Origin of the sequence: Paenibacillus sp. FSL M8-0142, from assembly GCF_038597315.1 — a bacterium.
Taxonomy (GTDB): Bacteria; Bacillota; Bacilli; order Paenibacillales; family Paenibacillaceae; genus Paenibacillus_AQ; species Paenibacillus_AQ lactis.
In genome coordinates, this window is sequence record NZ_CP152008.1 from 5,071,869 (window position 1) to 5,096,877 (window position 25,009).

16 protein-coding genes and 2 pseudogenes are annotated in these 25,009 nt (G+C 47.9%); 3 read left to right on the plus strand and 15 right to left on the minus strand.

From position 1 onward, the window contains the following. Positions 1 to 55 precede the first annotated feature (55 nt). Positions 56 to 607 (plus strand): histidine phosphatase family protein, encoded by a 552-nt coding sequence (locus tag NSQ46_RS23345; protein ID WP_213616088.1) that lies wholly within the window; start codon positions 56 to 58, stop codon positions 605 to 607. Positions 608 to 788: 181 nt separating this feature from the next. On the opposite strand, the gene NSQ46_RS23350 is transcribed toward NSQ46_RS23345, so the two are convergent. The 5 genes from NSQ46_RS23350 to NSQ46_RS23370 all read right to left on the minus strand — a co-directional run bounded on the left by NSQ46_RS23350 (position 789) and on the right by NSQ46_RS23370 (position 4,118). Next, positions 789 to 1,364, minus strand: coding sequence for a PadR family transcriptional regulator (locus tag NSQ46_RS23350; protein WP_213615983.1), 576 nt, complete (start codon positions 1,362 to 1,364; stop codon positions 789 to 791). Positions 1,365 to 1,514: 150 nt separating this feature from the next. Continuing rightward, on the minus strand, positions 1,515 to 1,952 hold the full coding sequence (locus tag NSQ46_RS23355; RefSeq protein ID WP_251537133.1) for a hypothetical protein: 438 nt from the start codon (positions 1,950 to 1,952) through the stop codon (positions 1,515 to 1,517). After that, positions 1,952 to 2,911, minus strand: coding sequence for an MFS transporter (locus tag NSQ46_RS23360; RefSeq protein WP_244869244.1), 960 nt, complete (start codon positions 2,909 to 2,911; stop codon positions 1,952 to 1,954). Before NSQ46_RS23360 ends, NSQ46_RS23355 begins: the two co-directional genes overlap by 1 nt. A 39-nt stretch (positions 2,912 to 2,950) precedes the next feature. Next, positions 2,951 to 3,304 carry a VOC family protein gene (locus NSQ46_RS23365; RefSeq protein WP_144879148.1) on the minus strand — a complete coding sequence of 118 codons (354 nt, stop codon included), beginning with the start codon at positions 3,302 to 3,304 and terminating at the stop codon, positions 2,951 to 2,953. Between the two features lie 253 nt (positions 3,305 to 3,557). Continuing rightward, on the minus strand, positions 3,558 to 4,118 hold the full coding sequence (locus NSQ46_RS23370) for a DUF4256 domain-containing protein (RefSeq protein WP_342574870.1): 561 nt from the start codon (positions 4,116 to 4,118) through the stop codon (positions 3,558 to 3,560). 493 nt (positions 4,119 to 4,611) lie between these two features. Between NSQ46_RS23370 and NSQ46_RS23375 the strand changes: the two genes are divergently transcribed. Continuing rightward, positions 4,612 to 5,436: a methyltransferase domain-containing protein gene (locus NSQ46_RS23375; protein ID WP_342574872.1), complete on the plus strand. Its 825-nt coding sequence runs from the start codon at positions 4,612 to 4,614 to the stop codon at positions 5,434 to 5,436. A 71-nt stretch (positions 5,437 to 5,507) separates the two neighbouring features. Here NSQ46_RS23375 and NSQ46_RS23380 read toward each other — a convergent pair whose 3' ends face one another. The 10 genes and pseudogenes from NSQ46_RS23380 to NSQ46_RS23425 all read right to left on the minus strand — a co-directional run bounded on the left by NSQ46_RS23380 (position 5,508) and on the right by NSQ46_RS23425 (position 22,582). Continuing rightward, complete coding sequence (locus NSQ46_RS23380) at positions 5,508 to 7,268, minus strand: recombinase family protein (protein WP_342574874.1); 1,761 nt, start codon at positions 7,266 to 7,268, stop codon at positions 5,508 to 5,510. 1,223 nt (positions 7,269 to 8,491) lie between these two features. Further along, positions 8,492 to 8,695 (minus strand): annotated as a pseudogene (locus NSQ46_RS23385) (GTP cyclohydrolase); the annotation flags it as partial. 163 nt (positions 8,696 to 8,858) lie between these two features. Further along, positions 8,859 to 9,260 carry a hypothetical protein gene (locus NSQ46_RS23390; protein ID WP_155609839.1) on the minus strand — a complete coding sequence of 134 codons (402 nt, stop codon included), beginning with the start codon at positions 9,258 to 9,260 and terminating at the stop codon, positions 8,859 to 8,861. Positions 9,261 to 9,273: 13 nt separating this feature from the next. Then, positions 9,274 to 9,447: pseudogene (locus tag NSQ46_RS23395) on the minus strand (group II intron reverse transcriptase/maturase); the annotation flags it as partial. Positions 9,448 to 10,022: 575 nt separating this feature from the next. After that, the gene (locus NSQ46_RS23400) at positions 10,023 to 13,382 is read right to left on the minus strand and encodes an S-layer homology domain-containing protein (protein ID WP_342574878.1); all 3,360 of its coding nucleotides are present in this window, start codon (positions 13,380 to 13,382) and stop codon (positions 10,023 to 10,025) included. Between the two features lie 140 nt (positions 13,383 to 13,522). Continuing rightward, positions 13,523 to 16,879: an S-layer homology domain-containing protein gene (locus NSQ46_RS23405; RefSeq protein WP_342574881.1), complete on the minus strand. Its 3,357-nt coding sequence runs from the start codon at positions 16,877 to 16,879 to the stop codon at positions 13,523 to 13,525. Positions 16,880 to 17,245: 366 nt separating this feature from the next. Further along, complete coding sequence (locus NSQ46_RS23410) at positions 17,246 to 19,807, minus strand: LuxR C-terminal-related transcriptional regulator (RefSeq protein ID WP_342574883.1); 2,562 nt, start codon at positions 19,805 to 19,807, stop codon at positions 17,246 to 17,248. Between the two features lie 259 nt (positions 19,808 to 20,066). Next, a complete protein-coding gene (locus NSQ46_RS23415; RefSeq protein ID WP_342574885.1) occupies positions 20,067 to 21,236 on the minus strand; it encodes an ATP-binding protein in 1,170 nt (389 codons plus the stop codon). After that, the gene (locus NSQ46_RS23420; protein ID WP_342574887.1) at positions 21,233 to 21,922 is read right to left on the minus strand and encodes a response regulator transcription factor; all 690 of its coding nucleotides are present in this window, start codon (positions 21,920 to 21,922) and stop codon (positions 21,233 to 21,235) included. Before NSQ46_RS23420 ends, NSQ46_RS23415 begins: the two co-directional genes overlap by 4 nt. A 48-nt stretch (positions 21,923 to 21,970) precedes the next feature. Then, positions 21,971 to 22,582 carry a hypothetical protein gene (locus NSQ46_RS23425; protein WP_216539088.1) on the minus strand — a complete coding sequence of 204 codons (612 nt, stop codon included), beginning with the start codon at positions 22,580 to 22,582 and terminating at the stop codon, positions 21,971 to 21,973. A gap of 946 nt (positions 22,583 to 23,528) precedes the next feature. Here NSQ46_RS23425 and NSQ46_RS23430 point away from each other — a divergent pair. Then, a complete protein-coding gene (locus NSQ46_RS23430) occupies positions 23,529 to 24,995 on the plus strand; it encodes a spore germination protein (protein WP_342574893.1) in 1,467 nt (488 codons plus the stop codon). Positions 24,996 to 25,009 lie beyond the last annotated feature (14 nt).

Below are 25,009 nucleotides of genomic sequence, written 5' to 3' on the forward strand. Positions count from 1 at the left end.
TGATATGTTAAAATATGGTGCATAATCTTGAGAAGAGAGTTGGTTGGCGCACATGATGACAAACCTCTATTTCGTTCGGCATGCGCACTCGGTATATTCCCCGGATGAACGAAACAGACCCTTATCGGAACGCGGACATCAGGACGCTGCAAGAGTTGCGGAGCTGCTGGAGCCTGAATATATTCATGTCCTCATATCGAGTCCGTATAAGAGAGCCGTTCAAACGATCGAGGGGCTAGCGGAACGAATCGGGGCCGGGATCATCCTCGAAGAAGATTTTCGAGAACGATTATTATCAAAGCACCCCGTCGACGACTTCGAGCATGCAGTCGCCAAGGTGTGGGAGGACTACTCTTTCGCCTGGGAAGGCGGAGAGTCCAATCAGGCTGCCCAATCGAGAGGGGTCCGGGCACTTGAAAGAGTACTGGAACAGTATAAAGGGAACAACATCGCCATCGGGACTCATGGAAACATCATGGTGTTGATCATGAACCATTTCGATCCGCGGTTTGATTTTAGCTTCTGGAGACAGCTCGATATGCCTGACATTTACAAGCTAAGCTTCAGCGATCAAGACCTTGTGGAGGTACAACGGATATGGAACTGACCCTCGCCATCCACTTGGTGAGGGTCTTAATACGATTCAATGTCACCAGAGCTGATTAAAAAAACAAGAAGAGGGGCATGCCCCTCTTCTCTATTATTTCAGTCCATATTTTCGACACATTGTCATTTCGAGTTCACTATGGTCGACCACTTCTCATGGTTTGCTTTCAGCTTATCAGCTCTTACTTCCGTTCAAGCTCTTTTCCTTCCGCTCGATGGCTATCGATTAACTGTAAAACCCACTCTTCGTCAAAGCGGAGCTTCTCCAGTCGATGCCGGAAAAAGATCTGAATGTAGCGCTGCTCTCCGGCAGGAATCCGCTCGTCCTTGCTAGCATATTCCAACCGTTCTTCTTCATGACGGATTTCATAACGCAGGTAATCCTTGTATTGGTGTAAAATCAAAAACTGCAATTCCTTGCTGATCATTTCAAAGTTTTTCAATTTCGTATAAAAATGCAGCTCGTAATCCGGGGAGTATGGAATCGGTTCTTCCATCAGCCGGAAAAAACGAATTCTGCCTTCGTCTGTAAGTTTATAAGTCTTTACCTTTTTACCTCTTCCCTGCCGGGCACCCTCCGGTTGTTCATCGGGAACCTGTTCGATCAGACCGTCTGCAAGCATGCTGTGGATAAGCGGATAAATCGCCCCCCAGCTGACCTTTCGCGTGGGTCCAACAATTCCGTTCAAAATCTGATGCAGCAAATAGCCGTGCATCGGGTTATTCATCAATTCGCCGAGTATGAACAATTCGTACAAGCGAATGGCCTCCCTTATCCGTTCTACTGCTATTAAGTAAACAACAGTATAACATACGGTGGGCTGAAAAAACAGAAAAGCCGCGGTCACCGCGACTTTTCCAAGTCCGATCCGTTTGGAGGGCCGATTGTCGGCCTATTGTCCACTCCTCTATCCCCCGGCCTGCTGCTGCGCCATCATATTACGACGTTTTGGCAGAAGCATCACGGCAAGCATGTTCGCAACCGCTATGCCGAACAGGAGCAGAAAAACGGCATGCAAACCGGCAGCCAGCTCCGATCTGGAGCTGAGGGATGTCACATGTTGGTTATAAATCGTACCGAACACCGCGATGCCGACCGTTTGGCCCAGCGAACGGAACAGCATGCTGGAAGCGTTCGCGACGCCGCGTTGCTCCCAGCCGACGACCGATTGCACGACAACCGTGGACGGTGTCGCCACGAAGCCCATTCCCAGCCCGATTAGAATGAGGATGCCAATCCAGAATACGTAAGGGGAGTTCAACTGAAGCGCAATAAGCCAGACTGAGCCGGCCACTACCAGAGCAGACCCGAATACAATCGAGGTTTTCACCCCGACCCGGTACATCAGCCTGCCAGCGATGTTGGCGGCAAGCGCCAGGCCAGGGACATCGGCATGACGATCAGTCCCGAGCTCGTCGCGGAGTTCCCGAGCACCGACTGAATCCAGATCGGCGTGTAAACCGTCAACCCTGTCGTAATGCCGAACGTCAGAAAACCGCTGATATTGGTCACGTTCAATACGCGAATCCGGAAAATCGACAAAGGGATCATGGGTTCATCCGCATGTTTCTCAATCCAGAGGAACAGCATTAAAAATACGGCGGATGCCGTGAACAGCCCCACGATCAACGGGGAATTCCACGAATGCTCGGCTCCCCCGCTCAGCAGTGCATAAAGGAGCGTAGAGAAGGATACGGTAAAGGTCAGCGCTCCGAGGTAATCGATCTTTTTCGCCCGGCGTTCGATCGGTTGGTGCAAAAATAGGACGACCAGCAGCAGGGCCGCGGCACCGATCGGCACGTTGATGTAGAATATCCAGCGCCATGACACCTGATCGACGAAATACCCCCCGATCAGTGGGCCTAGAAGGCCAGCTACAGACCAAACGGATGAGAAAATCCCCATCATTTTGCCGCGCTGCTTGCCCGAGAACAAGTCGCCGATAATCGTAAAGCATACGGGCGCGAGTGCCCCGGCACCGAAGCCTTGCAAAGCCCGGAACCAAATGAGCTCAAGCATCGACTGTGCAGCCCCGCACAATATGGAACCGAGGACGAATAAACCGATGCCGACCGCGAACACGGCTTTGCGCCCGAACAAATCGGCCAGCTTGCCGAAAATGGGCGTCGCCACGCAAGTAGTCAGCGTATAAACGGCGAACACCCAACTGAACAGGTTCTGGCCATGCAAATCCGTGATGATATGCGGCGTCGCGGTGGCGACGACTGTCGCGTCCAAAGCGCCGATAAACATCGCCGCCAGCAATCCGGCAACGACCATAATGACATTGGTTTTCGGGCCCATGCCGAAGATGCCTCCTTACTTTGTCTCAATTTCCTCGGCTTATCGGTTACAAACCAAGTAGAGGGCATTGCCGTCAGGGTCACTGAAATGTACGACTTTGGCGGCTTCGCCTTCTACAGCATGATGGAACTCTACGCCGCGAGACTTAAGTGTCTCGATGGCCGACTTCATTTCTTCTACCTCCAAGCCAATCGACATGCTGCCCGAATTTACCGGGTCACCCCCATGTTCGCCGTCTAGATGCAGGAGTCCGATCGTCACCCCTGGTGCTTCGATCTGCGCAAAATGCCCGTCGCTTTCAGGCAACAGCTTTAATCCAAGGGTTTCGACATAAAATTGCTCCGCCTTCTTCATATCCGACACCATCACCGTTACATTGCCACTCTTAAACATCGTGTTTTCCTCCTTATTTGTTTGATCGATTTTTATTATATCAAAATAATATAATAAGTAAACATATTAAATTGATATAATAATAATTACCAAAGCTAGCCCCATTCCCTGCCAGCCAAATAAAAAGAGAGCGCCCAAAAAGACGCTCCCTAAAAACATTTCCTATTCCATTAAAAATTCTCAATCGACGTGCGGATCTATTAGTACAATCCAAAACCATGGAAGCCCCGCAGCAGCGCCGACTCCCTGCTTTTTAGACTCTTAGCGAGCCGCGGAACCCCCTGGCTGCATAGTAGGATTCCGCTCCATTATGGTATACAAAGACCGTGTCGTAACGGCGATCGCAAAAGAGGGCTCCGCCGAGTCTTCGAATCCTTTCAGGTGTGATCACCCAGCTCGATGTCTTCATATCGAAATTGCCAAGCTGCTGCAGCTCCCGGTACTGCTCTTCCGTTAACAGCTCAATGCCCATGGCAGCTGCCATTTCGACGGCACTGCTTTTCGGTTTATGTTCTTTCCTTGACTCCAGCGCTTCGCGGTCATAGCAGACGCTCCTGCGGCCTTTTGGACTTTCAGCCGAACAATCATAGAATATGTACTCGCCTGTCTTGCCGTCGTGACCAACGACATCCGGCTCTCCGCCGGTTTCCTCCATTTCATGGAGCGACCACAGTTTTTCAGGATTTGCTTCAAGCTTTGCTTGTACGTCAGCCCATTCAAGTCCTGGATGGCGGTTCATGTTTTTCTCGAAACGGGCTTTCAATGTTTGGAGTAGTTCTTCACGTTGTTCTGGCGATAACTCCCTCATTGTCATGTTCATTCCTCCTTCGCTTGATCTGCCGCATCTATTATCGGGCATATATGTTGCATTCAATGCTGCCTTCACGGGCATCGAATGCGTCGATCCGACCTTCCATCCCTTCCGGCGGAAGCCAGGCAACGAGTGCCTTAGGATTCATGAATGCTTCATAAACTGCGTGCGGCGGCGCTTTGACGATTCTTGATGCGATGTCCTTTCTTCTGGATCTTTCCAACATCATCATCAGTCCTTTCCATATTATACACCGATGAAACTCGCAATTTAGCCCTATTTTATATCAAATCAAAAGCGTCCATTTCTTATGGTTTGCTTTTTCTCAGCAATGATAGACTCTGTCGGCTTTAACTTACGCCCTCTCAGGAAGCGGCTCTATGAATTATTCTTGGCTCAACTGGTGGTTGAATATTATAAAAGCTCAAATATGAAGTTATTGTTCATTGCAGGCAGCTCCAATACAATTGGTTTACTAGAAGGAGCGTGAGAGATCATGAAGGAAACATTAGCAAGGAACATAGCCATATACCGCAAAGAGAAGGGACTTACCCAAGAAGAGCTTGCACAAATCCTTGGGCTTTCTTTCCAAGCAGTCTCCAAATGGGAGAATGCTCAGTCGATGCCTGATATTGCGTTACTCCCTGAGCTATCGAGAACGTTAGAAGTAAGCATCGATAAACTTCTTGGGTATACAGCGCAGGACAAGCGGATTACGATTTATGAAGAAGAATATAAAACACAAGATTATTACTGGGGGACTGAGCCTAATGATGCATGCTATCAGGTCTTGCAACTTATGCCTCCGACCAAACGCCTGAGATTACTGGATATTGGTTGCGGCGAAGGGAAAGACGCCGTATTCTTTGCAAGAAATGGATATGAGGTTAGCGCATTTGACGTTTCTGACGCGGGGATTGAGAAGACAAGAAGCCTTGCTGAAAAAACCGGAGTTCACGTTCATGTCTTTAAGGCAGATATTTTGGATTACCGTTTAGATACTCATTATGACATTATTTTTTCAAGTGGTGTGCTGCACTACATAAAGCCGGAATATCGTAAAGAAATATTTGATAATTATAAGCAGTTTACAAACGAAAACGGCATTCACGTCTTTAATGTGTTTGTAAATAAACCGTTTATTGCTCCGCCACCTGAAAAAGAACCAAATGCCTATAAGTGGCACTCCGGGGAATTACTCACGCATTATCGCGACTGGCTCATGAAGGAAAGCTCGGAAATCGTATTCGACTGCAATTCATCGGGTATTCCTCACCAACATGCCATGACCAAAATGATTGCACAAAAGATAACCTCCTAGGCTAATGCTGCCGCATGATATTACGTCAACAAAAAAAAGAGGGGCTCTTTCACCCCTCTTGATTTGGCCAATCATCTCCGATTTAATTGTCCTTCCGCACGAGCAGTGTACAGGATTCCACATGTGTTGAGTTGGGAATAGGAACATGAATCACTCCTTTCATTTACTGAGGGCTTTTTTCGATTTTGCCTGCCCATCTTGGCTTGAACGCTGCTCGTAAAGCCTGTTTTATAGATAAAAGTTAGCTTATAAGGATTAGGGTTACCTTCATTAAGGCTCTCTCCAATTATAACTTTATCAACGACGCTCTCAAACACATTCCGGTCAAATGTAGACAGGATGGCATTCGTTTGAAGCACTTTGCGGAAATGTTCAATTCTTTTCTCGATATTGATTTCTTCTTGCGCCGCTTCCTCCAATCCCTCTCTTTCGTCGAGCAGTTCGGTCAACGTGGATTCGAGTTCCTCAAACTTACGCTCATATGTTGGGCGGTCTATTTTTTCTTCCAGATGCAAGTCGATCAGTTTACAGCGCTTATGTTCAATCGCCTGGATTTCATTTATAATTTTGTTCAATTGTTTTTGATTGTTCTGGTCACTAAATACGGATTCCATTCTGATTAATAATTCGTCTAACACATCCTTATGATTACTACAAACTAATTTGTACGTTTCAATAAATGCACCTTCAATAATTTTTTCTTCTATTCCTTTGCTGTGCGGACAAAATCTTTTTCCCTTCTTCGTGTTAGTGGTACACTGCCAAATTGTCTTTTCATGCGATGTACCACTATTCCAACTCCGCCGAGAGAAGTTGGAACCACAGAACGCACATTCCAACTTGCTGCTAAAAGCGAATTTCCTACTGTATTTTTCCCGTTTACTGCCTTGTTTAAGCTTCCCGCGATTTTTTCCTCTACGGTGCAATATATCCTGTGCCTTGTTAAAGACTTCTTCGCTGACAATTGGCTCATGATGATTTTTGATGTAGTATTGATCTTCCTCACCATGATTTTCAAGTCTGCGCTTGGAAATCGGATCGAGAGTAAACGTCTTTCCCTGAAGGAGATCACCTTTATATTTCTCATTCTTAATAATGCCTAGAACAGTTGTATCATTCCATTCGGGATTCCCTCTTTTCGTCTTATATCCAAATTCCATCAGTTCTTTTGCAATCACGTATGCACCAACACCAGAAATATAGCGCTCAAAGATGTAGCGTACAATCTTAGCTTCTTCTTCGTTTACCGATATCTGTTTGGTAACGGGATCATAGTCATATCCAAGGCAGCTTTGAAATCCAACCAGTTCCCCACGTTGCATTTTCATTTTCAAGCCCATTTTTACAATAGAAGAAATATTCTCAACCTCTTGTTGAGCTACCGAACTTAGAATGGTTAGCAACAATTCCCCATCCATGGTAAGCGTGTTGATATTTTCTTTCTCAAAAAATACAGCAACGTTTCTTTCTTTCAACATGCGAACATATTTCAAAGTATCTACAGTATTTCTGGCAAACCTTGAAATGGACTTGGTAATAACCATATCAATTTTGCCATCCATGCAATCCTTTATCAGTCGTTGGAAATCATCACGTTTCTTCACTTGGGTTCCAGTGATGGCTTCATCCGCGTAAATGTCCACCAATATCCAATCGTTTCGTTGGCTAACCATATCTGTATAGTGAGCAACTTGCGACTTATAGCTGCTTAACTGTTCTTCCGTGTCGGTACTCACTCTGGCATAAGGAGCAACGCGCAGACGGTCTGGCCTTCCTCCAACACGATCTGATAGCTTCCGATTGGCTTTGATTACTTCAACTGCATACCCCATTGTTAAGGCTCCTTTCGTCTTATTATCACGATCAGTGTAATAAGAGTTAAGCAGACCAACAATTGTATGAATCAAGAAGTCAGGTCTGAAACAACATCGTATTCCTTCATGGTTTTGTTTTTGATAAGAGTAAACTCTTTTTCCGAAATCAATGACAGAGCAAATAATTGTTTCAACATGGCAATTTGCATGCTATATCTGATTAATTTTCGACTCATCATAAGCCCCCCGTTTGGTTCATTACATCTTAAACAGAGATGCGACAAAGGACGATAACCTTATACGCATCTCTGTTCTTCCTTGTTTTGGTTATATCGCATAAATCCAATTCCAGCGGCCGGTGGTTAACGGCCTCATAGGTATAGTCCGAATACCTCTCCCAGGATCGCTGCAAGCCGCCCCCATTGCGTGATCTGCCTAAAGCAGAGCTGTGGCTGGACGGAAGTATCATTATCCCCCGCATGGGTCATCGCCTTAAATGGAACCACCATTTATTATTGCACGGACAAAAATAAAATCGCTCTCACCCTGCTACTTCAAACACAGATCGAAAAAACAAGCAGAATGGTCATGGCGCACCTGCAAATTGGCTTTCCTAGGCATGCGGGGAACGTACTGGAATGGATGGTATTTAATTTTCAAGGTACGGAAAAACAGTAGAGGACATGCCCCTCTATCATCCTTTTCATTTTGAAGCCAAAATCGGACCTTTCTGCGAAAAAATAAATAGGAGAGGATAGAAAGCTCTTGGTACAGAGATTAGAAATCTCCGGTAGCGTGAGCTATAATGATGGCGAGGTGATCACATTATGGAAGAAATGGTCCCAACAAGAGAGGTTCTGAGCTTTGTCAGAAAGCTCAAAAAAATGATGAATCAATGTGAGGGAAAATAATGTGAGTATTTCGAGATCATCATCTGCATGCTCCGAGAGTTTAATCTCGGTTACAGAATAGATGGGATGTATCTATTGCCGAAAAAAAATAAAAATGGCCACTTAATGCTGTCGCGATTAAATCTCGGTCAATAACCAGCTTTACATGTAAAGAAACTGAACAAAGTGAAGAAAATCCCGTTGAAGGTGGAAGCTAGTGAACTGGGGGATCCCGAAGAATAATTCAAGAGCTTAATGCGCTGCAGGTTGTTCAGATTACTCATTATATATAGGTGCTGGTCATTGTCCGCCGCTCGACCCTGCATGCAATGAATGAACAAGCTGCACTTGCTCTGCCCTCCTATTGCCAAAAACATCTCCAGTATGGCAGATGGAATGAAATCGAATTAAGGCGTGCTCTGCATTTTCGAAATCGCCATGGACTAGCACGCTCTATTGCTGAAGTTCAGCTAAATTAGCGGAAGATAGTTTCGCAATAATACGATCAAAATCTTCTGTTACCTCATTGCAATTAAGCCAGCAGTACCACTTAAACTCAGATGTTGTTTAACTGACATGTATAGACTCCATTTCGTTGGTTTTCTGGAAAAGTCTTGTCTTATCTTGTGCTTATATTGCGACAGTTATGTTGAGAGTTATCCTTAAGGGGCAAACTATATAGCCTGCGAATTAGTATCTAGGTATGGTTTCATCTGAACTAAGTACCTTTCTCAAAGACCGGAAAAGCTTCTTCTTTGGAAACTTGAATCATTTCTTGAGGGAATGTTTTCTTAAAGTACTTTTCTACTCTGTGATGGATATCTTTTTGATACCATTCCGAATGTCCATAGGCTTTGAACAACTGTGGCTTGCCGAGTCGTTCAGAGCGTTTCCCCATCAAACCATTCCCGATATTAAGTGTATCTATCCATATCCGATCTACGATACCTTCCAGTAACTTTGGGAAATCCGGAGTGAACGGCAGTACAGGTGAAATTGACGCTTGTATAGTTATCCCTACCTCATGTACTTCTCTTAATGCTTGAATTCCCAGCTTAATTCCCGGTGCAACCGGAGCAAAAAGCCGCTTTATATCTTCCCGATCGGTTTCAATTGTCATTGACAAAATGGGCTTCAAAGATAGGAGTAAGCACTTGGAGAAGAGCCTGTTGGATAAAGCGATCTACCACAGACGAAATGCCAAATAATCTGACTACGCCGTCGGGTTTCGGGATTTCGACCCTTCGGACTGGTGCCGTTTGATAGGCCCCTTCTAATAGTTGTTGTCGTATAAGCGGCCAGTGCTCATGGGGCTCGGAGTTTGCCGGACGACGCTTAACCATCACTTCAAGGCCCTCCGGGCTTCACCCATCTTTCCTTGGAAGAGTTCCGTCAGGAATTCTGCTTCAACGCGTCGTTCTCGAAAACGTCTGATCCATCCTTGAGTTGACATTTGGCCCTTCCCTTTTTCAGGCGTACCTTACTCACGCACTATGACCTTTGCTGACTCCTGCACGCTCAGCAAAACCTTACGGCCTTGGTTACCATCCTCAGATGGCGTTCCGTGCAGGCCTCCTCGGATAAGGATGCGTACTTTCATCCATGCACCTGTCCAATATACCCATACAGCCCTTGGCGCCTTAGGACTTCGCCTTGTTTCGCAGACTCGTCCGACTGTACTAGCCTCAAATTGGATTCTTGTATCTCAGGTCGAGTGTTTGCCTCCAGCTTCCTTCAGATTCCACCTCACGATGGACACCCTTACTTTTGGCTAACGGTAGGCGCTCGACAGCCCCCGTTCGGGACTTTCACCCTAAAGCACGGCACCCATGCCGGGCGTACCAAAAAGGGTGCAGAAGCAAAAGCGCTTCTGCACCAAACCTTATTGTGACAACAGCTCCAACAATCTCAGGATACTGGTGACCGCTTCCGCGCGGGTCAGCGTCTCATTCGGCGCGAAGAGATTGCGATCGCGACCGTGAATGATGCCCATGATACGAACCTCTTCCACGTAACTTTTCGCCCATGCCGGAATACTGGCATCGTCTGCAAAGCGGGTGTGCGCATGGTCGGTCAACTCCGCTCCTGTTGCTCTTGCGATCATCACCGCCATTTCCACACGAGTGACCGGGCGACCAGGTCGAAATGTTCCATCTTCATATCCTGACACAATGCCTGCCCTTGCCGCCAAATCAATCGCTTGCTTTGCCCATTCGCCAATTTGCTCCCCGTCCGCAAAAGCAGGCGCATCGCCTCCCGCTTCTCCTTCCAGCCGCAAGGCATGAACGAGCATCAACGTAAATTCAGCGCGGCTGACGGCATGATCCGGCCTAAACGTACCGTCAGGGTATCCGGCAACGATGCCTTTTGCATAGGCTTCCTGAATGAACGGCTCCGCCCAATGACCCGCAATATCCGCAAATAACGGCTCCGGGGAAGGCGGGTCCGGCATCTCCTCTTGCATACGTTCCACGGTGATGGAATACGTTCTGCGCGTTCCGTCTTCTGCAGTGACCACGATGTCAATGATATCCGTATCCGTGTGCAAGGGGATGCGAATGCTTCCCTGATCACTCCGGACTTGCCGACCATTCACGCTGATTCCAGCCTGATGATGTGCAGCACGGATCGTGAGCTGGATGCTGTCAGCATCATGCGGGATCAAAGCCTTGTACATCGTAATGTCCCCCGAAAATTCCGGTGTCAGCACGCCTTCTGACAAGATGAGCTCCCTCAGTGTCGCATTGCCGGAGCGTGCAGAGGCAGGCGGACTCGGCGAATCTGAAGGATCGGGCTCACGCACCAGACGAAAGCGCTGGGATATTTTATAACTCTCTTGACCCACCTGATCTTTGGCGTAAATGTGCAAATACCAGTCGCCGCCGTTTTTGTCTGCATAACTCAACGTGCTTTGGTTAATGAAAGGTTGCCAGTCGGCATGTTCATCCAACGGGTCTGAACTCGTTGACCAAACATAACGGAGGGAAGCGGCATCGATCCCGCTGCCGTCGTCCTTCACGTTGACTTGACTGGATATGGTCCGCGAAAGGGTTTCATCGCCGTCGGGTTTCAATTCGATCTCCGGATTCGTGTGATCGATACGGATGAGTACATGCTCGCTCATTTCATTGCCTAATACATCTTCCACTCTGAACCAAAGCGAGTACTGCCCCTCTGTTGTGAAGTCGAGCGGATCATGATAAATCTCCCAAGCCGCTCCTTCATCCAACGAATATGCAATGGGCCGCAGCGCGATCCCGTGGTCATGAGAAGCATAAACCGCTGCGGTCACACTTTGGTTCGTCCACGTTCCGCTGGGATATGCTTTACTGTCATTATCGGTAAAATACAAATCCACATCCAGCTTCAGGCCGCTTCTGCTGATCTTCACGGTCCGCTCAACGATCGTACTCTTATTGCCGATGTCATCCATCGCTTGCGCCTGGATCTTCGTTTGCCCTTCTTCCGTCACCTCTAAGCGGATAGGTGTACCGTTAAATGCACGATCCTCCCACTCCTTGTCGCCGACTTTCACACGAATCGTGTGAACATCTGTCTGCCTTGGGTTAGCGGCGCTGTGGTCGATCGCCACTTCCACTTTGGCAGCATTGGTCCAGCCGTCGGGATGAAGGGTGATCGTCGGCGGTTCCGGATTTCCGCTGTCCACGACGATGTCGAGAGTCTCGGACTTGTCGAATAAGGAGACGGTGATCGTCGCTTTGCCGCCTTTGACGGTGCTGACCTCCCCGTTAGGATCAACACGCACAATTTCGGGGTCATCCGGATCAACGCTATACCTGGCGGTTGTTGTCGCATTGTAGCGATCCCCGTTTTGATGTTCCGTATTCACGGTAATGTGGGTCTTGTCGTCAAGGTTCAACTGATCGTTTGCAATGGACGCAGCCCAGGAGATGAGCGGGTTTTGCCATTGGAGAAATGGCCGATGTCCGTCGTACTGGTACCAGCCCTCTGTGAGATCCCAATCCTTAAATGTTTCCGGATCGCGGAGATCCGCCTCTTCCACAGGTATTCCGATTCCATTGTCAGGGAGTTCACCATCAGTATAGCTATCGGTCAACCAGTAGCTGCCGGTGACATCAATGATATCTCCTTCTTCATCATAAGCATAATTCGCCCCGACCAGCCCGCCAGTCTCAGAATGACCTGTTACCTTGCCTGTCGTGTAACAATGCTCAACCTCTATCACTGAACCGTAACCCCGTGTAGTATTATATCCGATCAATCCACCCACGAATCGATTACCGTTAACATTCCCTGTCGTATACGAGTTCTTAATCCTGATCACACCAAATGGAAGATCTATAACTCTACCGACTAATCCACCTACAAATTCGGCTCCATTAACCTCCCCAGTCGCATATGAATTCGTGATTTCATTGACACTTCCTATATTTCCCGATGAAATTATGCCAACTAAACCACCTACAAGATTATTTATGCCCGCAACGTCACCAGTTGCAAATGAATCGCGAATCGTAATCTTTTTACCAGTCGAACCCCTAAATAGACCTGCCAGACCCCCGACTTCACGCTCTCCGACAACTTCGATATGGGCGGATGACCCGATCACGTCATTTCTAACAATACCGGCTAACCCGCCAACCTTCATTTCTCCTCGAATAAGGGTTCCCGTTACCGTACTGTTTTCAATCATCCCGTAGCTATACCCTACTAACCCGCCGATGTAATCATACCCCTTGATCTCCACGACCTCGAGATGGACATTCCGGATGACAGCCGTTTCTGACGTTACTCCAAACAAAGATTGGTAGTTCTCATCTTCACGGTTGATCTTTAAACCTGTAATTTGATAGCCGTTGCCATCAAATGTTCCGGTAAAAGGAGAAGAGTATTCCGTTGCGATTGGCAACCATCCTTCTCCGGAACTGTAAGTTGAAAGATTAATATCGGCTCCCAATTTGAAATGGGCATCCAGATAATCTCTCACTTTGTTCAGCTGTTCAGCGGTTTCGATAATATACGGGGCTTCTTCCGTGCCTGAGCCGCCGGCAAAATCACTGCTTAACGGCGCGAATGCACCGTCATCGGCGGCCTGAACCGATATGCCGACATTCCCAAACAGTTGTGTCCAGGTCCATCCGAAAAAAAGAACTAACGCCGCCAACAGAACGGCTGATTTAAACGGTCTCATTTTCCTTTCACTTCCTTTCCAACGTGCGGAGCCCGCCAGTTCAGCATCATTGTCCGTCTGAAAGTCCAATTCTCGCCTTCTCCAAGGCTCCCAGATCAATCTTTTCCATCGCAAGCATGGCCTTGTTCACGCTCTGCTGTTGTTCCCCGGATTCGTCGAAACTGATCGCTTCCTAGTCGGAGGGATATACTTGTCAGCACGATGCTCTATCATCTATCCAACAATCTTAGCAGCATCACCGTCGCTTCTGCGCGGGTAGCCGTTTCGTTCGGCACAAAACGATTGTCGCTGCGGCCATCGACAATGCCCAGTTTTCGGATGGCTTCGACCGCGCCTTTCGCCCATCCAGGGATCGTTTCATCATCGGCAAAGCCGGGTAACGCATTCGCGTTAAGCTCCAGTTGTAGCGCCCGAGCGATCATCACCGCCATCTCCGCTCGGGTGATCCGCGTGTTTGGCCGGAAGCTGCCATCGCTGTATCCGACCACGATGCCCGCTTGTACGGCCTGCGCAACGGCTTGCTTCGCCCACGCACCGATCTGGTCGTGATCCGTGAATGTTAACACAGAGCCGTCACCTTCCAGTTTCATCACACCTGCCAGCATCACAGTAAACTCGGCGCGAGTGACCGGGTTATTCGGCTTGAATGTGAAATCCGGATAACCGCTGACGATCCATTTCGCTGTGGCGCGCTTGATGTCACTTTCCGCCCAGTGTCCGGCAATGTCGGTAAATTTAATAACCGGTTCGATTGGCTTTGGCATTTCACGATATATTTCACGATATATGGTCAGCGTATAGGTTTTCTTCGTGCCGTTTTCTGCTTCTACCGTGAGTACAATCGTATTGTCGCCTTCCTCCAAATCGAATTGAATTCCGTCCGTAATCACCTTGTTCTTCCATATCACTTTCGCCGCGGAGTGAGCTTCTTTGATCACAATCTCAATTCGTTCGGCTTCGGTACAGGCCGTATATTCTGTTGTTCCCGTAGCAAATGAAGGGCTGAGCTTCAGTTGTTTGCCCCCCGCCCATACTTGCAGGTCCGCCAGATCCGCATTGCTGGACAACACACGACCGCTTCCCGAATCTCCGCTTGAGCCAACGTCCCCGCCTGCAGCTCGAGCCGTAGTCGCTTGTTTGCTAAGCGGTGCACTTTCGTTGCCTGCATCGTCAAACGCCTTCACCGTAAAGGTGTACGTCATGCCTGCACGAAGGCTCGTGACCGTGAATTCGTACACGCTTGCTGTAACGGTTTGAGGCATCCAGTTGTCAACATCAACATCGATTCGATAACCTGCCACGCCGACGTTATCCGTCGCGCTCGGCCACGACAGTTTCACGCTCGTCGGGGTGATGTCCGAGACGGTCAGTTCATCCCCCGCTCGCCATTGCGGCGCTTCGCCATCCGGCTGACGCTGCACATAGAGGGTATAGACGGCCTGCTCTTGTGGATCCTCTGCCTTTACCAGGATGTCCATTCGATTCAAGCCGACCTTCAGCGGTTGCACGCCACCATACACAACCTCGCCGACGACTTCGTAGTGTGCTGCCGGATCATCCGTTGCCGCTGTCACGATCACTTGCTCCGTTGCATAAGGAACCGACACATCGTAGGTATAAATATCCGGATCAAACGGGGCCAACGGTTCTCCGTTCAGGGTAATGCCGCTCAGTCTCGCATTCGTATTCGGCCGTACATGAACCGCCATTTCGGCTTGCAGCCGTTGTGGATTGCGAACATATCCCGGCAATTGCAACTCTCCTGTAACCGCGTACACTCCGGCTTGATCCGGGTTATAATCAGCATGCTCCAGGTCCCATTGCACACCCGCGTCCATCGTGACCGGCAGGCTTGTTAATTGAATTTGGACATGTTCGGGAAGATAGGCCGCCAGCTTCTCTGGTGCGACGCCCTTACCCACCTCGATCGCACCGGGAGATGCGACAGCCGCAACCGTTGTATACGGCGTTTCGGACGTTGCCTCCGAAAAGCCGCTTTCCATCTCATCCTTCACGGTCGTTACAGCAAACCAATACCACTTTCCAGCAGTTAAATGGTCGACCGTATAGGACGTTCCGGTTACTGGCCCCTCATCATTATCAAGCATCCATCGGTCGACAACGGGGGGCATCCCTTCCTTCGCTTCTTGCATATAGACGTTATAGCCGTCTACAGCGTCGGATGCCGTCCAACTCAGCACCACTTTCCCATCTCCCTCTGTCGCCAGCAAGTCGGTTGGGGGGACAAGTGTGCTGTCGCTCACCGTTATGCTAAGCGTTGCATCGTTTCCTGCACTGAACATAAAGACCAGTGTAGTCGTACCGATCGGCAGGTTGACCAGGTATTCTTTTGTAATGGTGACGATCGTTCCATTTACGATGTAATCCGCGCCTTCCGATAGCGATGTTGTGCCATTCCTCACATCGATGAGCGTATTGCCGTTCAACTCCATCGTGACCAAGATCGCTTGCTGCTTCAGGATGTTCTTGTCGAACGATGCCTCGTCCGGATAAATGGTGCTATCTTGTGTCGCTTCGATGATAAGTGCCAGGGAATGGGTAGAGCCAGCCGCAATCGCCTGAATGTCCGTCAAGCTCTCGATTTTCTTCGGCGTGAGTTGATCTTCCCTATCGCCATGTCCTAATTGGCCATGCGTACCCTTTCCAAACGAGTACACTTCTCCGGACTTTGTTAAAGCAAGGGAATGGGTAGAGCCAGCCGCAATCGCCTGAATGTCCGACAAACCCTCGATTTTCTTGGGGGTGAATTGAGTTTCCGTATCGCCATGTCCTAATTGGCCAAAAGTACCACTTCCAAACGAGTACACTTCTCCGGACTTCGTTAAAGCAAGGGAATAATGACCCCCGGCAGCTATCGCCTGAATGTCCGACAAACCTTCGATTTTCTTCGGCGTGAGTTGATCTTCCGTACGTCCTAATTGGCCATGCGTACCGAATCCAAACGAGTACACGTCTCCGGACTTCGTTAAAGCAAGGGAATGATATACACCAGCCGCAATCGCCTGAATGTCCGACAAACCCTCGATTTTCTTGGGGGTGAGTTGAGTTTCCGTATCGCCATGTCCTAATTGGCCAAAAGTACCGCTTCCAAACGAGTACACGTCACCGGACTTCGTTAAAGCAAGGGAATGATACCATCCTCCAGCAATCGCCTGAATGTCCGCCAATCCCTCGATTTTCTTCGGCGTGAGTTGATCTTCCCTATCGCCATGTCCTAATTCGCCATGATAACCATGTCCGAACGAGTATACGTCTCCGGACTTCGTTAAAGCAAGGGAATGATTATCGGCAGCCGCAATCGCCTGAATGTCCGTCAAGCTCTCGATTTTCTTGGGCGTGTATTGACGATCCGTATCGCCATGTCCTAATTTTCCATGATTACCCATTCCGAACGAAAATACGCCGACTAGGTTTGCATTTGTCTCTGATTCTTGAGCCAGAGTTGGCGCTGGTATAACCAGCAGCGATAGAATCAGATTGATGAAGAGCATGGCAATCAGCCATGGGGATACATACTTGATCGGGGATTTCATTGATTTCAACATTAATCCTCCTTCCAATGCTTGCCCTCCCATCTGTGGCAAAGGGTTTGCCTGGCGATGCGAACGCTTCCGTGACGGGTAGACAATGAAATGAACATTAACCGCCGATGGCATTCCCGTTAGTCCCTTTGGTCGCAAGATGGTCTGTTGGCATTGTGACTTACGCGGTTTAACGGAACCTCGAGTTGACCAGAGGAATTACTTCACCAAGCAATGACTTTTCCGATGATGTGAAGGCAAAGGAGTATAACTTCATCCGATTTATTATACAAACATCCTGTCCATCTGTGATCAACCCTGCCTGGCACATAAGATCAAAAAGGTTGAACAGGGAGGTGGAGATAATTTTTACAAAATAAAAAGAACGAGTCAGAACAGCTGCAATGTTCTGGCCCGTTCCAACGCTTGTAATCGATTTTTGGATTGCAATTTGCCGTAGATATTGTTAATGTGTGTTTTTACAGTCGCCAGGGAAACATTCAATTTGAGCGCTATTTCTTTATTAGACATTCCCGTTTCCATCAACCGAAGCACGCTTTGTTCTCTGGCTGTTAATACGACCACCGTTCCTTCATGGGGAGTACCGACTTTCCTTTCGACTTGCGGAATCAATCTCCGCAGTCGTTTCACATAGGATAAAGGCACCTTATGACTGGGGCGGTGATGCTGATTTTGGCGCAATCGGATATAGTGATCCAACAATTGCCCAACAGGTGCTCCTTCGTCGACAAAGGTTCGGATATACCCTTCTGGCCACGCCAATGCAAGCGCTTCTTCCAACACGTCCATGCATTCTGCAACCTTTCCTTGTAAGGATAAAAGCCTGCCCTTACGAACAAGAAGTCGGATTCGATCGCTTTGCCGTCCAGTTTCTCTAGCCATGAAAAGAAGACGCTCTATCAAAGGGGCGGCTTCCTCGAATTTCCCCTGCTCTGCCAGAACAGAGACCAATAAATCGTATTCCTTGATCATGGATACCGGAATTTCATCATGGAATCGCAAGCCACACTTTCTCAGCCATCGTTTCACCGGTTTCTCTTCCCCATGCATCCAGCCTTGCATGGCGCGGAACCAGGCGATTTTTCCGGACAAATGGGGATTCGGTTTCTTGGACGTTTGTTGGGCTAACTCGCGTAATATGTGATTTGACGTCTCCTCGTCTCCCTGTACGGCGGCAATGCGGGCGAGCCATAGCGCCGCGATGGTCGCCAGGCTTCGATTATCATACAATCTTCCAATATCATAAGCTTGACGCATAACCTTCTCAGCATCGACCAAGCGATTTCGTTCGTAATGCATTTTTCCTAAGTCGATATATAAATGAGCAACAAAAAGCACATTTCGGGTTTCAGACCAAATCGACAGCAAGGGGGGTAATACCTGCTCCGCCAATCGAAGGCTGTCATCCGACACGTAAATATCCCACACCGGATGATAGCCATCCCCATCGCTTCCGAAGCCAATGAAGAAATCACCTTTCGGATGCTTCTCGACATATTCTTTTGAAAATTGTACCGCGTATTCATAATCCCGATCCATAAATGAGCGGAATGCAGCCAGAAAAGCAAGTCCGGCATGTAATGTTTTGGCTTCTTCAGGAGGAAGGGGATCTGTGTCCTCATCCAGTCTGCGAATCGTTCTCCAATACCCATCTGTGGCCGCTTCGACATGCCCGGACATGTACTGGGAAGCGAGTTTTGTCAAAAGCATCATCGGTCTGGTAAATAGCAGAGAATCAGGAATAGCGCTTAGCCACGTACAGAGCGTCGTCCATTCCTTGTCCATCAGCTCCGGTGTCATCTCCTCTACCAATGAAAGCGCTTGTTCGTAACAGGCAGCCGCAAGGTAATGATCTACCGCTTCATGCGGATAACCGTTCTCTTTCAACCATTTTCCAGCTGCCATGTGATAGGTTTTCCATTGCTTCGGCTCGCGTATTTTCAACTGCGCCGTCAAAAATTGCCGAAATAAATGATGATACCTGTACCACTCCCGCCGCTCGTCCAAAGCTACAAGAAACAAGCTTTCCTCGTCTAATTGTTGCAGAAACGCATGACTTTCGGCGATACCGGTTACCGCTTGACAAAGTTCGCCCTTCATCCTATCCAAAATGGAAGTATAGAGTAAAAATTTCTGCATTGTAGCGGATTGTCGGGCTAACACCTCATCAAAGAAGTAATCCGATATATCACGTTCCGTCCCCGCCATCTTCCAGACCAGCGACGCGGGATCAGCATGTTCATGTAACGACAAGATCGCCAGTCGCATCGCAGCTGCCCATCCCTCCGTCTTTTTTTGTACGGCGGCTATGTCTTCACTGGACAATTCCATATAGGAACACTTCGCAAAAAATTCAATCGTTTCGTCCGGAGCAAAGCGGAGATCGCTTGTATCCAACTGGTTCAACCCATTTCCCGCTCTGATTCTGGAAAGAGGAAGCGATGGAGAATTTCGGCTTGCGAGATAGAGATGGACATGTGGCGGCAAACGTTCCAGCAGATAAGTGACCCCCTTCAAGATTGATTCTTCTTCGATATGATGAAAGTCATCCCAAACGAGCACCGTTGTTTGCGAGATACGATGAAGCCCGTTGACGAGCGCGGCAATCAGTGAAACTCCCGATGGATCTTCCACGGCATGACGAAGCACGGCCTGTTCGTTAAAAGACGGATAAGCTTGTTTTAGCGCCGCAATCGTATGTGCCCAAAAACGCATGCGATCATTATCCCCTTGATCGAGTGAGACCCAGGCGACAGGCTTTTCCAGCGTCATCGCCCATTCACCGAGCAAGGTGGTTTTGCCATACCCGGCTGGTGCTGTGATCAAAGTAAGTGTGCGCTCCAAACCTTCATGTAAACGATGAATGAGGCGTGAACGCACGACCAGCTCGCTTCGTGATTGGGGAATATGAAGTTTCGTGGCTATGATCATGGTTTGACCCCTCCCTTATTTGACAATCGTCATGAGATATGAACATTTTTTCTATTATTTTACCAAAAAACTTTTATTTAGGTAGGGCCTTATCGGAGCATGTCGATGCTCCTTTTACATTTGAGGAATAACACGATGACATCACGTAGTCTCGTCGACGCGACTTTTCTCCGTTGAACCATATCAGGGTGAAATCACTTTGATCGACAATGCTGGGGGTTACTATTAACATGAAATAGAACAAAGTTCGTCCTGCTCGCTAGTCGAGCACAGGAAGGCGGACGATAAAACCTTTCATCGTTTGCTCACGACAATATTCAATCGTTCCCCCATGCTTTTTAATAATGGATAATGTTATGGACAGACCTAGACCTGTGCCTGCCTTATTCTTCCTTCTGCCTTCCGAAGTTCTATAAAACGGTTCAAAGATAAACGGAATGTGTTTTTCATCAATACCATCTCCGGTGTCCATAATTGAAACGAAACACTCGCCTTCTTGACTTGTGCATGTGATGATCACTTTTCCTTGTGGCTTGTTGTACATAATAGCGTTCTCGACCAGATTGCTAATGGCTCTCTGGATTAAAATATCGTTCCCGTATATCTCAACATCAAGATGGATGTGGATTTCAATAGCAATTGTCTGTGTTGAAGCTAAATCGTTTAATTCACTTACTACTTTACGGATCAGCGAACCAACTTCAATCACATCCTTATCCGGATCATTATTTTTAGTAAGAACTAGCAGTTCATTGATCATATGATTCATTCGTTTTAACGTCTTTTCAAAAATGTCCGAGAGCTGCTGATAATCTTCCATAGTCGCGGATGGGTCACTCCTCAAGACGTCCAGATTCGTCTTCAAAATCGTCAAGGGAGTTCTAAATTCATGAGCGGCATTGGCCATAAAACGTTCTTGCTGTTGAAAAGCATGTTCTATTTTTTTCAGCATGGTATTGAACGATTCCGTTAATTCTTTCAATTCATCATTTGGCAGTTCCTTAACAGGAAGCTGCACAGACAAATCGTTGGCATTGATTTTCATCAGCCGTTCACTCAATAAACGCACCGGCCACAGACTTCTTTTGGAAAGATAATACGCCCCGATCCCACCTAATATAATCATGATGATCAGGCAGATCAGCGAAAAAAGGAGAACTTGTCCTTTAAATGCGATCAATTCAGATGAAAAGCTTACATCCGATATGAGCATCCCCTCTTCGTTTACCTGATTCACTTCAATGGTGGGTACGATCACTTCTTGGTCTTGTGGAAGCAGTATATCGTTAGGCTTCACATGGACGGCAGGAAGCATAATTTGCACGAAAATATTGAGCGAAACCATCAGAAACACGCCTGTCAATATGATTAAACCCAGGTTCCACAATACGATTGTTCCCGCCAATGTAAGCCGCCTGCTTTTCGTCATTTTGGTAACCCCTCAATTTGTTTGTTCAGTCGATAGCCGTACCCTGGCACCGTATTCAAAAAGTTTGCATGGATAACGGATCTTATCTTACTACGCAAAGTCGTAATATGTACCCTGACGGAATTGGAAAAAGGGTCCGCATGCTGATCCCACACATGTTCAACCAATTCTTCGGACGAGACAACTCGATCAGGATGAGATAAAAAATACTGTAATAAGGCAAACTCCTTACGAGTAAGGGTCAGCTGTTGCCCAGCACAAGTTGCTGTCATCGTGATCGGATTCAACTCGATAGGGCCATAGGTGAGCAGCGGGCTTTCTCGTAAAAGATCACGTCTCAATAAGGCGCGTATTCTTGCTTTCAGTTCTTCAAAATCAAATGGTTTACCAAGATAATCGTCCGCTCCCAAATTCAATCCTTTCACACGAGAAGGCGTATCAGAAAGCGCCGTTAGAATCAGCACTCTGATTTGTTTGGACAGATGTCGTATGTGTTGCAGCACGTCTAATCCACTCCTATCTGGCAAGTTTAAATCCAAGATGATGATATCGTAGGCATGGATTTCCGCCAGGTGACAGCCTTCTTCTCCATCTAATGCAATATCTACCGCAAATCCTTCCATTTCCAATCCTTTTTCGATCGCATTGGCCAAATCTTGCTCATCTTCAATTACCAGCATCCGCATCTTTTGCTCACCTCTCATAAAACAATGTAGTCGGGGAATGGTTTTTGTTTAGATCGTGATATTTCCGGTGACTGTCACTTGATGGGTATCGGTATTGTAAATCCCCACTCGATAGTTGTCAGCGACATTCACTACAAAGGTTCGACTATCGGCACCGCCTGTAAAGTTCACATAAAAAAATGTATTGTCCGAGTCGATTAAACCAACTCGAAGTGTAGCGTCCCGAGGCAGCCATGTCAATGATATGGTTACCTCTTCGTTCCGAGTCAAATACCACGGGTTTCCAGACCCATCACTTATTGTGGCAAGTGATGATCCCGGCAAGTTGAAGTTAACCGGATAAGTAGCCTGTACACCAACATCGTCAGAATCCCCAAGATTCAATTCAATGATGTTTTCCTCTGATAGTTGAATTTTGTGTACCGGCTGCCCGTCCACAGTGACATCACTTGAAGTTGGGTTTGTGTCATTCACTTGAGAAATTGCTTGTTGATTTACTGTAACAGCTCCAGAAGACTGACCCGAAATATCCTCTGACTTCGAAACAACATCACTCGTTTGAATCGTTACTGGCAGCGCATCATTTGCCAAGGCAAATGCGGTCATGGGCAACACGGTTATCAACAAAACAGCCGTAATTAAAAAACGTTTCATTCTCATTTTTTTCACCTCATTTTTTCTTTTCCCCGACTACTTAACCACAGTGTATTTGATCTGTTGTTAAATTTTTGTTAAGACAGCTGTATTTCAGAAAAAGAGGAAGTCAGCTGAGGAACTTCTGGGGCGAGAACGATGCTTACGGTTATCGAGGCAGTCACGAGCCCCATCAAACATGATACTGTCCACCCAAACCTGCCAGTAAAACCGGTAGCTTTTCCGATGACAACCGGCAGTCGATCCGTTAAATCCACGACGATCTGACAGAGTCACCGCCGTAGATGGCGGGGAAGCAGATAGAGAAGAGTCAGTACATGATCGCCCAAATAAAATTCGCGCGAGTGTGCGCCCATGTTGAGGGATACGATCAAATTCGCCTTGCCGATCCGATTGTTAACGCCGGAGCGCCCGCGGGCGTTAGACCGACGGAAACAGCCGCCTCGGGTTGTCCACGCGCACACCTTCCTGTCTTCAGATCGGCCCCGTACCACCACCCCATTTTCGTTCTCGACGGACTAGGGGAGTTCGTTTACAAACAGAATAGTCACGCGATCCGCAAAGCCGAATTGTTCTGCCTGATTTTGCAGACGGTGCACAAATATGAGGTCAACGGGCTACCCTCTTTTTTTTCTAATCGATAATCTATAAATCATGAATAAGAGAGTCGTATTTACGTTAGATCATCCAACTTTGGCGAATGCTGCGAGCGAATCTATAATAGCCTGCTTCTTCCTTCATGCCAGCAAGTACGGGAAGTATGTTCAAGAATACTGCAGCAGTTGAGGTCATGTACTAGATATCCTCATTGATCGAATAACTTAGTAATGTCGTAACCGAATCTTGATTTCACCACACGATAATTTGCAACAGCATAACTGCCAATGGAATAAGAATCCACCCAATAGGAAATAATGATAATGATGAGATGTGAGAATCTGGAGGTTCGTCGATGGCAAGAAAAAAGCAAAATCAATCGATCAAGAATGATTTTTTCGGAGACATTCAATCAGCCCTCGGGTTCCCTCCAGACTTGGTCTGCCGATCCTTGTTTGCCCAAGGGGAACAAACCATGCAGTGCCTGTATCTGGAATCGATGGTCGATAAAAAAACGATTGACGAATACATTTTGAAATCGTTCACGGAAAATACGTTTTCCGAAGGGGAAGCGCCTCGTTCCGCCGAAAGCGGTTTTTTGCGCGAATTTTCCTTTTCCGATCCATATGAACAGTTGCGGGAACATGCCGTAAAAGCTCTCCTTACAGGCCATTGCGCACTAACCGATTTTGCAAGGGAGCGCGTTTGTCTTATCAATGTGACCGAATCCAAACAACGCTCCATTGAAGAACCGAAGTCGGAATCGACCATTCGCGGGCCGCACGAAGGCTTTACGGAAAGCATTCTGACCAATGTGGGGCTTGTCCGCAAAAGAATCCGCAACCCATTCCTCCGGTTTGATAAAATGAACATCGGCAATCAAACCGGGACGACTTTGCTTATGGTGTACATGGAGAACCTCGCCCCGGAATCGCTGGTCCGGGAAGTGCGCGGCAGATTGTCAGCCATCCGGACGGACAGTGTGCTGGAAAGCGCTTATGTGGAGGAATTCATCCAGGACCGGATTTGGTCTCCTTTTCCGACGCTTACCAACACCGAGCGCCCAGATATGGTAGCTGCCCAGTTGCTGGATGGTAAAGTGGCCGTAATGGTGGACGGAACGCCCAACGTCCTGCTTGCCCCCATGACGTTTTTCGAGTTTTTCAGTTCTCCTGAAGATTATTATCAGCGGGCGGACATCGCCACGTTTATTCGCTGGATTCGGTTGATTTCCTTTTTTACGGCCGTGTTCGTCCCTTCCTTGTATGTCGCGGCCACGACGTTCCACCAGGAACTGATCCCGACCCAACTCCTGATCAGTTTGTCCGCCCAGCGGGAAGGGGTTCCCTTCCCCGCCATCTTCGAAGTGTTGTTAATGGAAGTCGTGTTTGAAATTATCCGGGAAGCGGGGCTGCGTATGCCGCGAGCGGTCGGACAGGCGCTTTCGATCGTGGGGGCGATTGTACTGGGGCAGGCGGCGGTGGAAGCCGGTCTCATTTCCGCCGCGATTGTCATTGTTGTAGCCATAACCGGCATCACCAATTTTGTCGTTCCGGTTTACAGCTTTGGCATGTCACAACGCCTGCTTCGTTTTTCGTTCGTGCTGTTGGCCGGCTTTATGGGCCTTTTCGGCATTTTATGCGGTGCCCTGTTTCTGGTTGCCCATCTGGTGTCGCTTAAGTCCTTTGGCGTTCCTTACTTCACTCCCGCTTCCCCGTCCATAGGAACCGATTGGAAAGATGTGTTGGTGCGGCTGCCCCGGCCCTGGCTGGATCCGAACGGTCTGCCCGGATATATTCGGAATATGAAGAGAAAAAGGTAATCTGGAGGATCAAA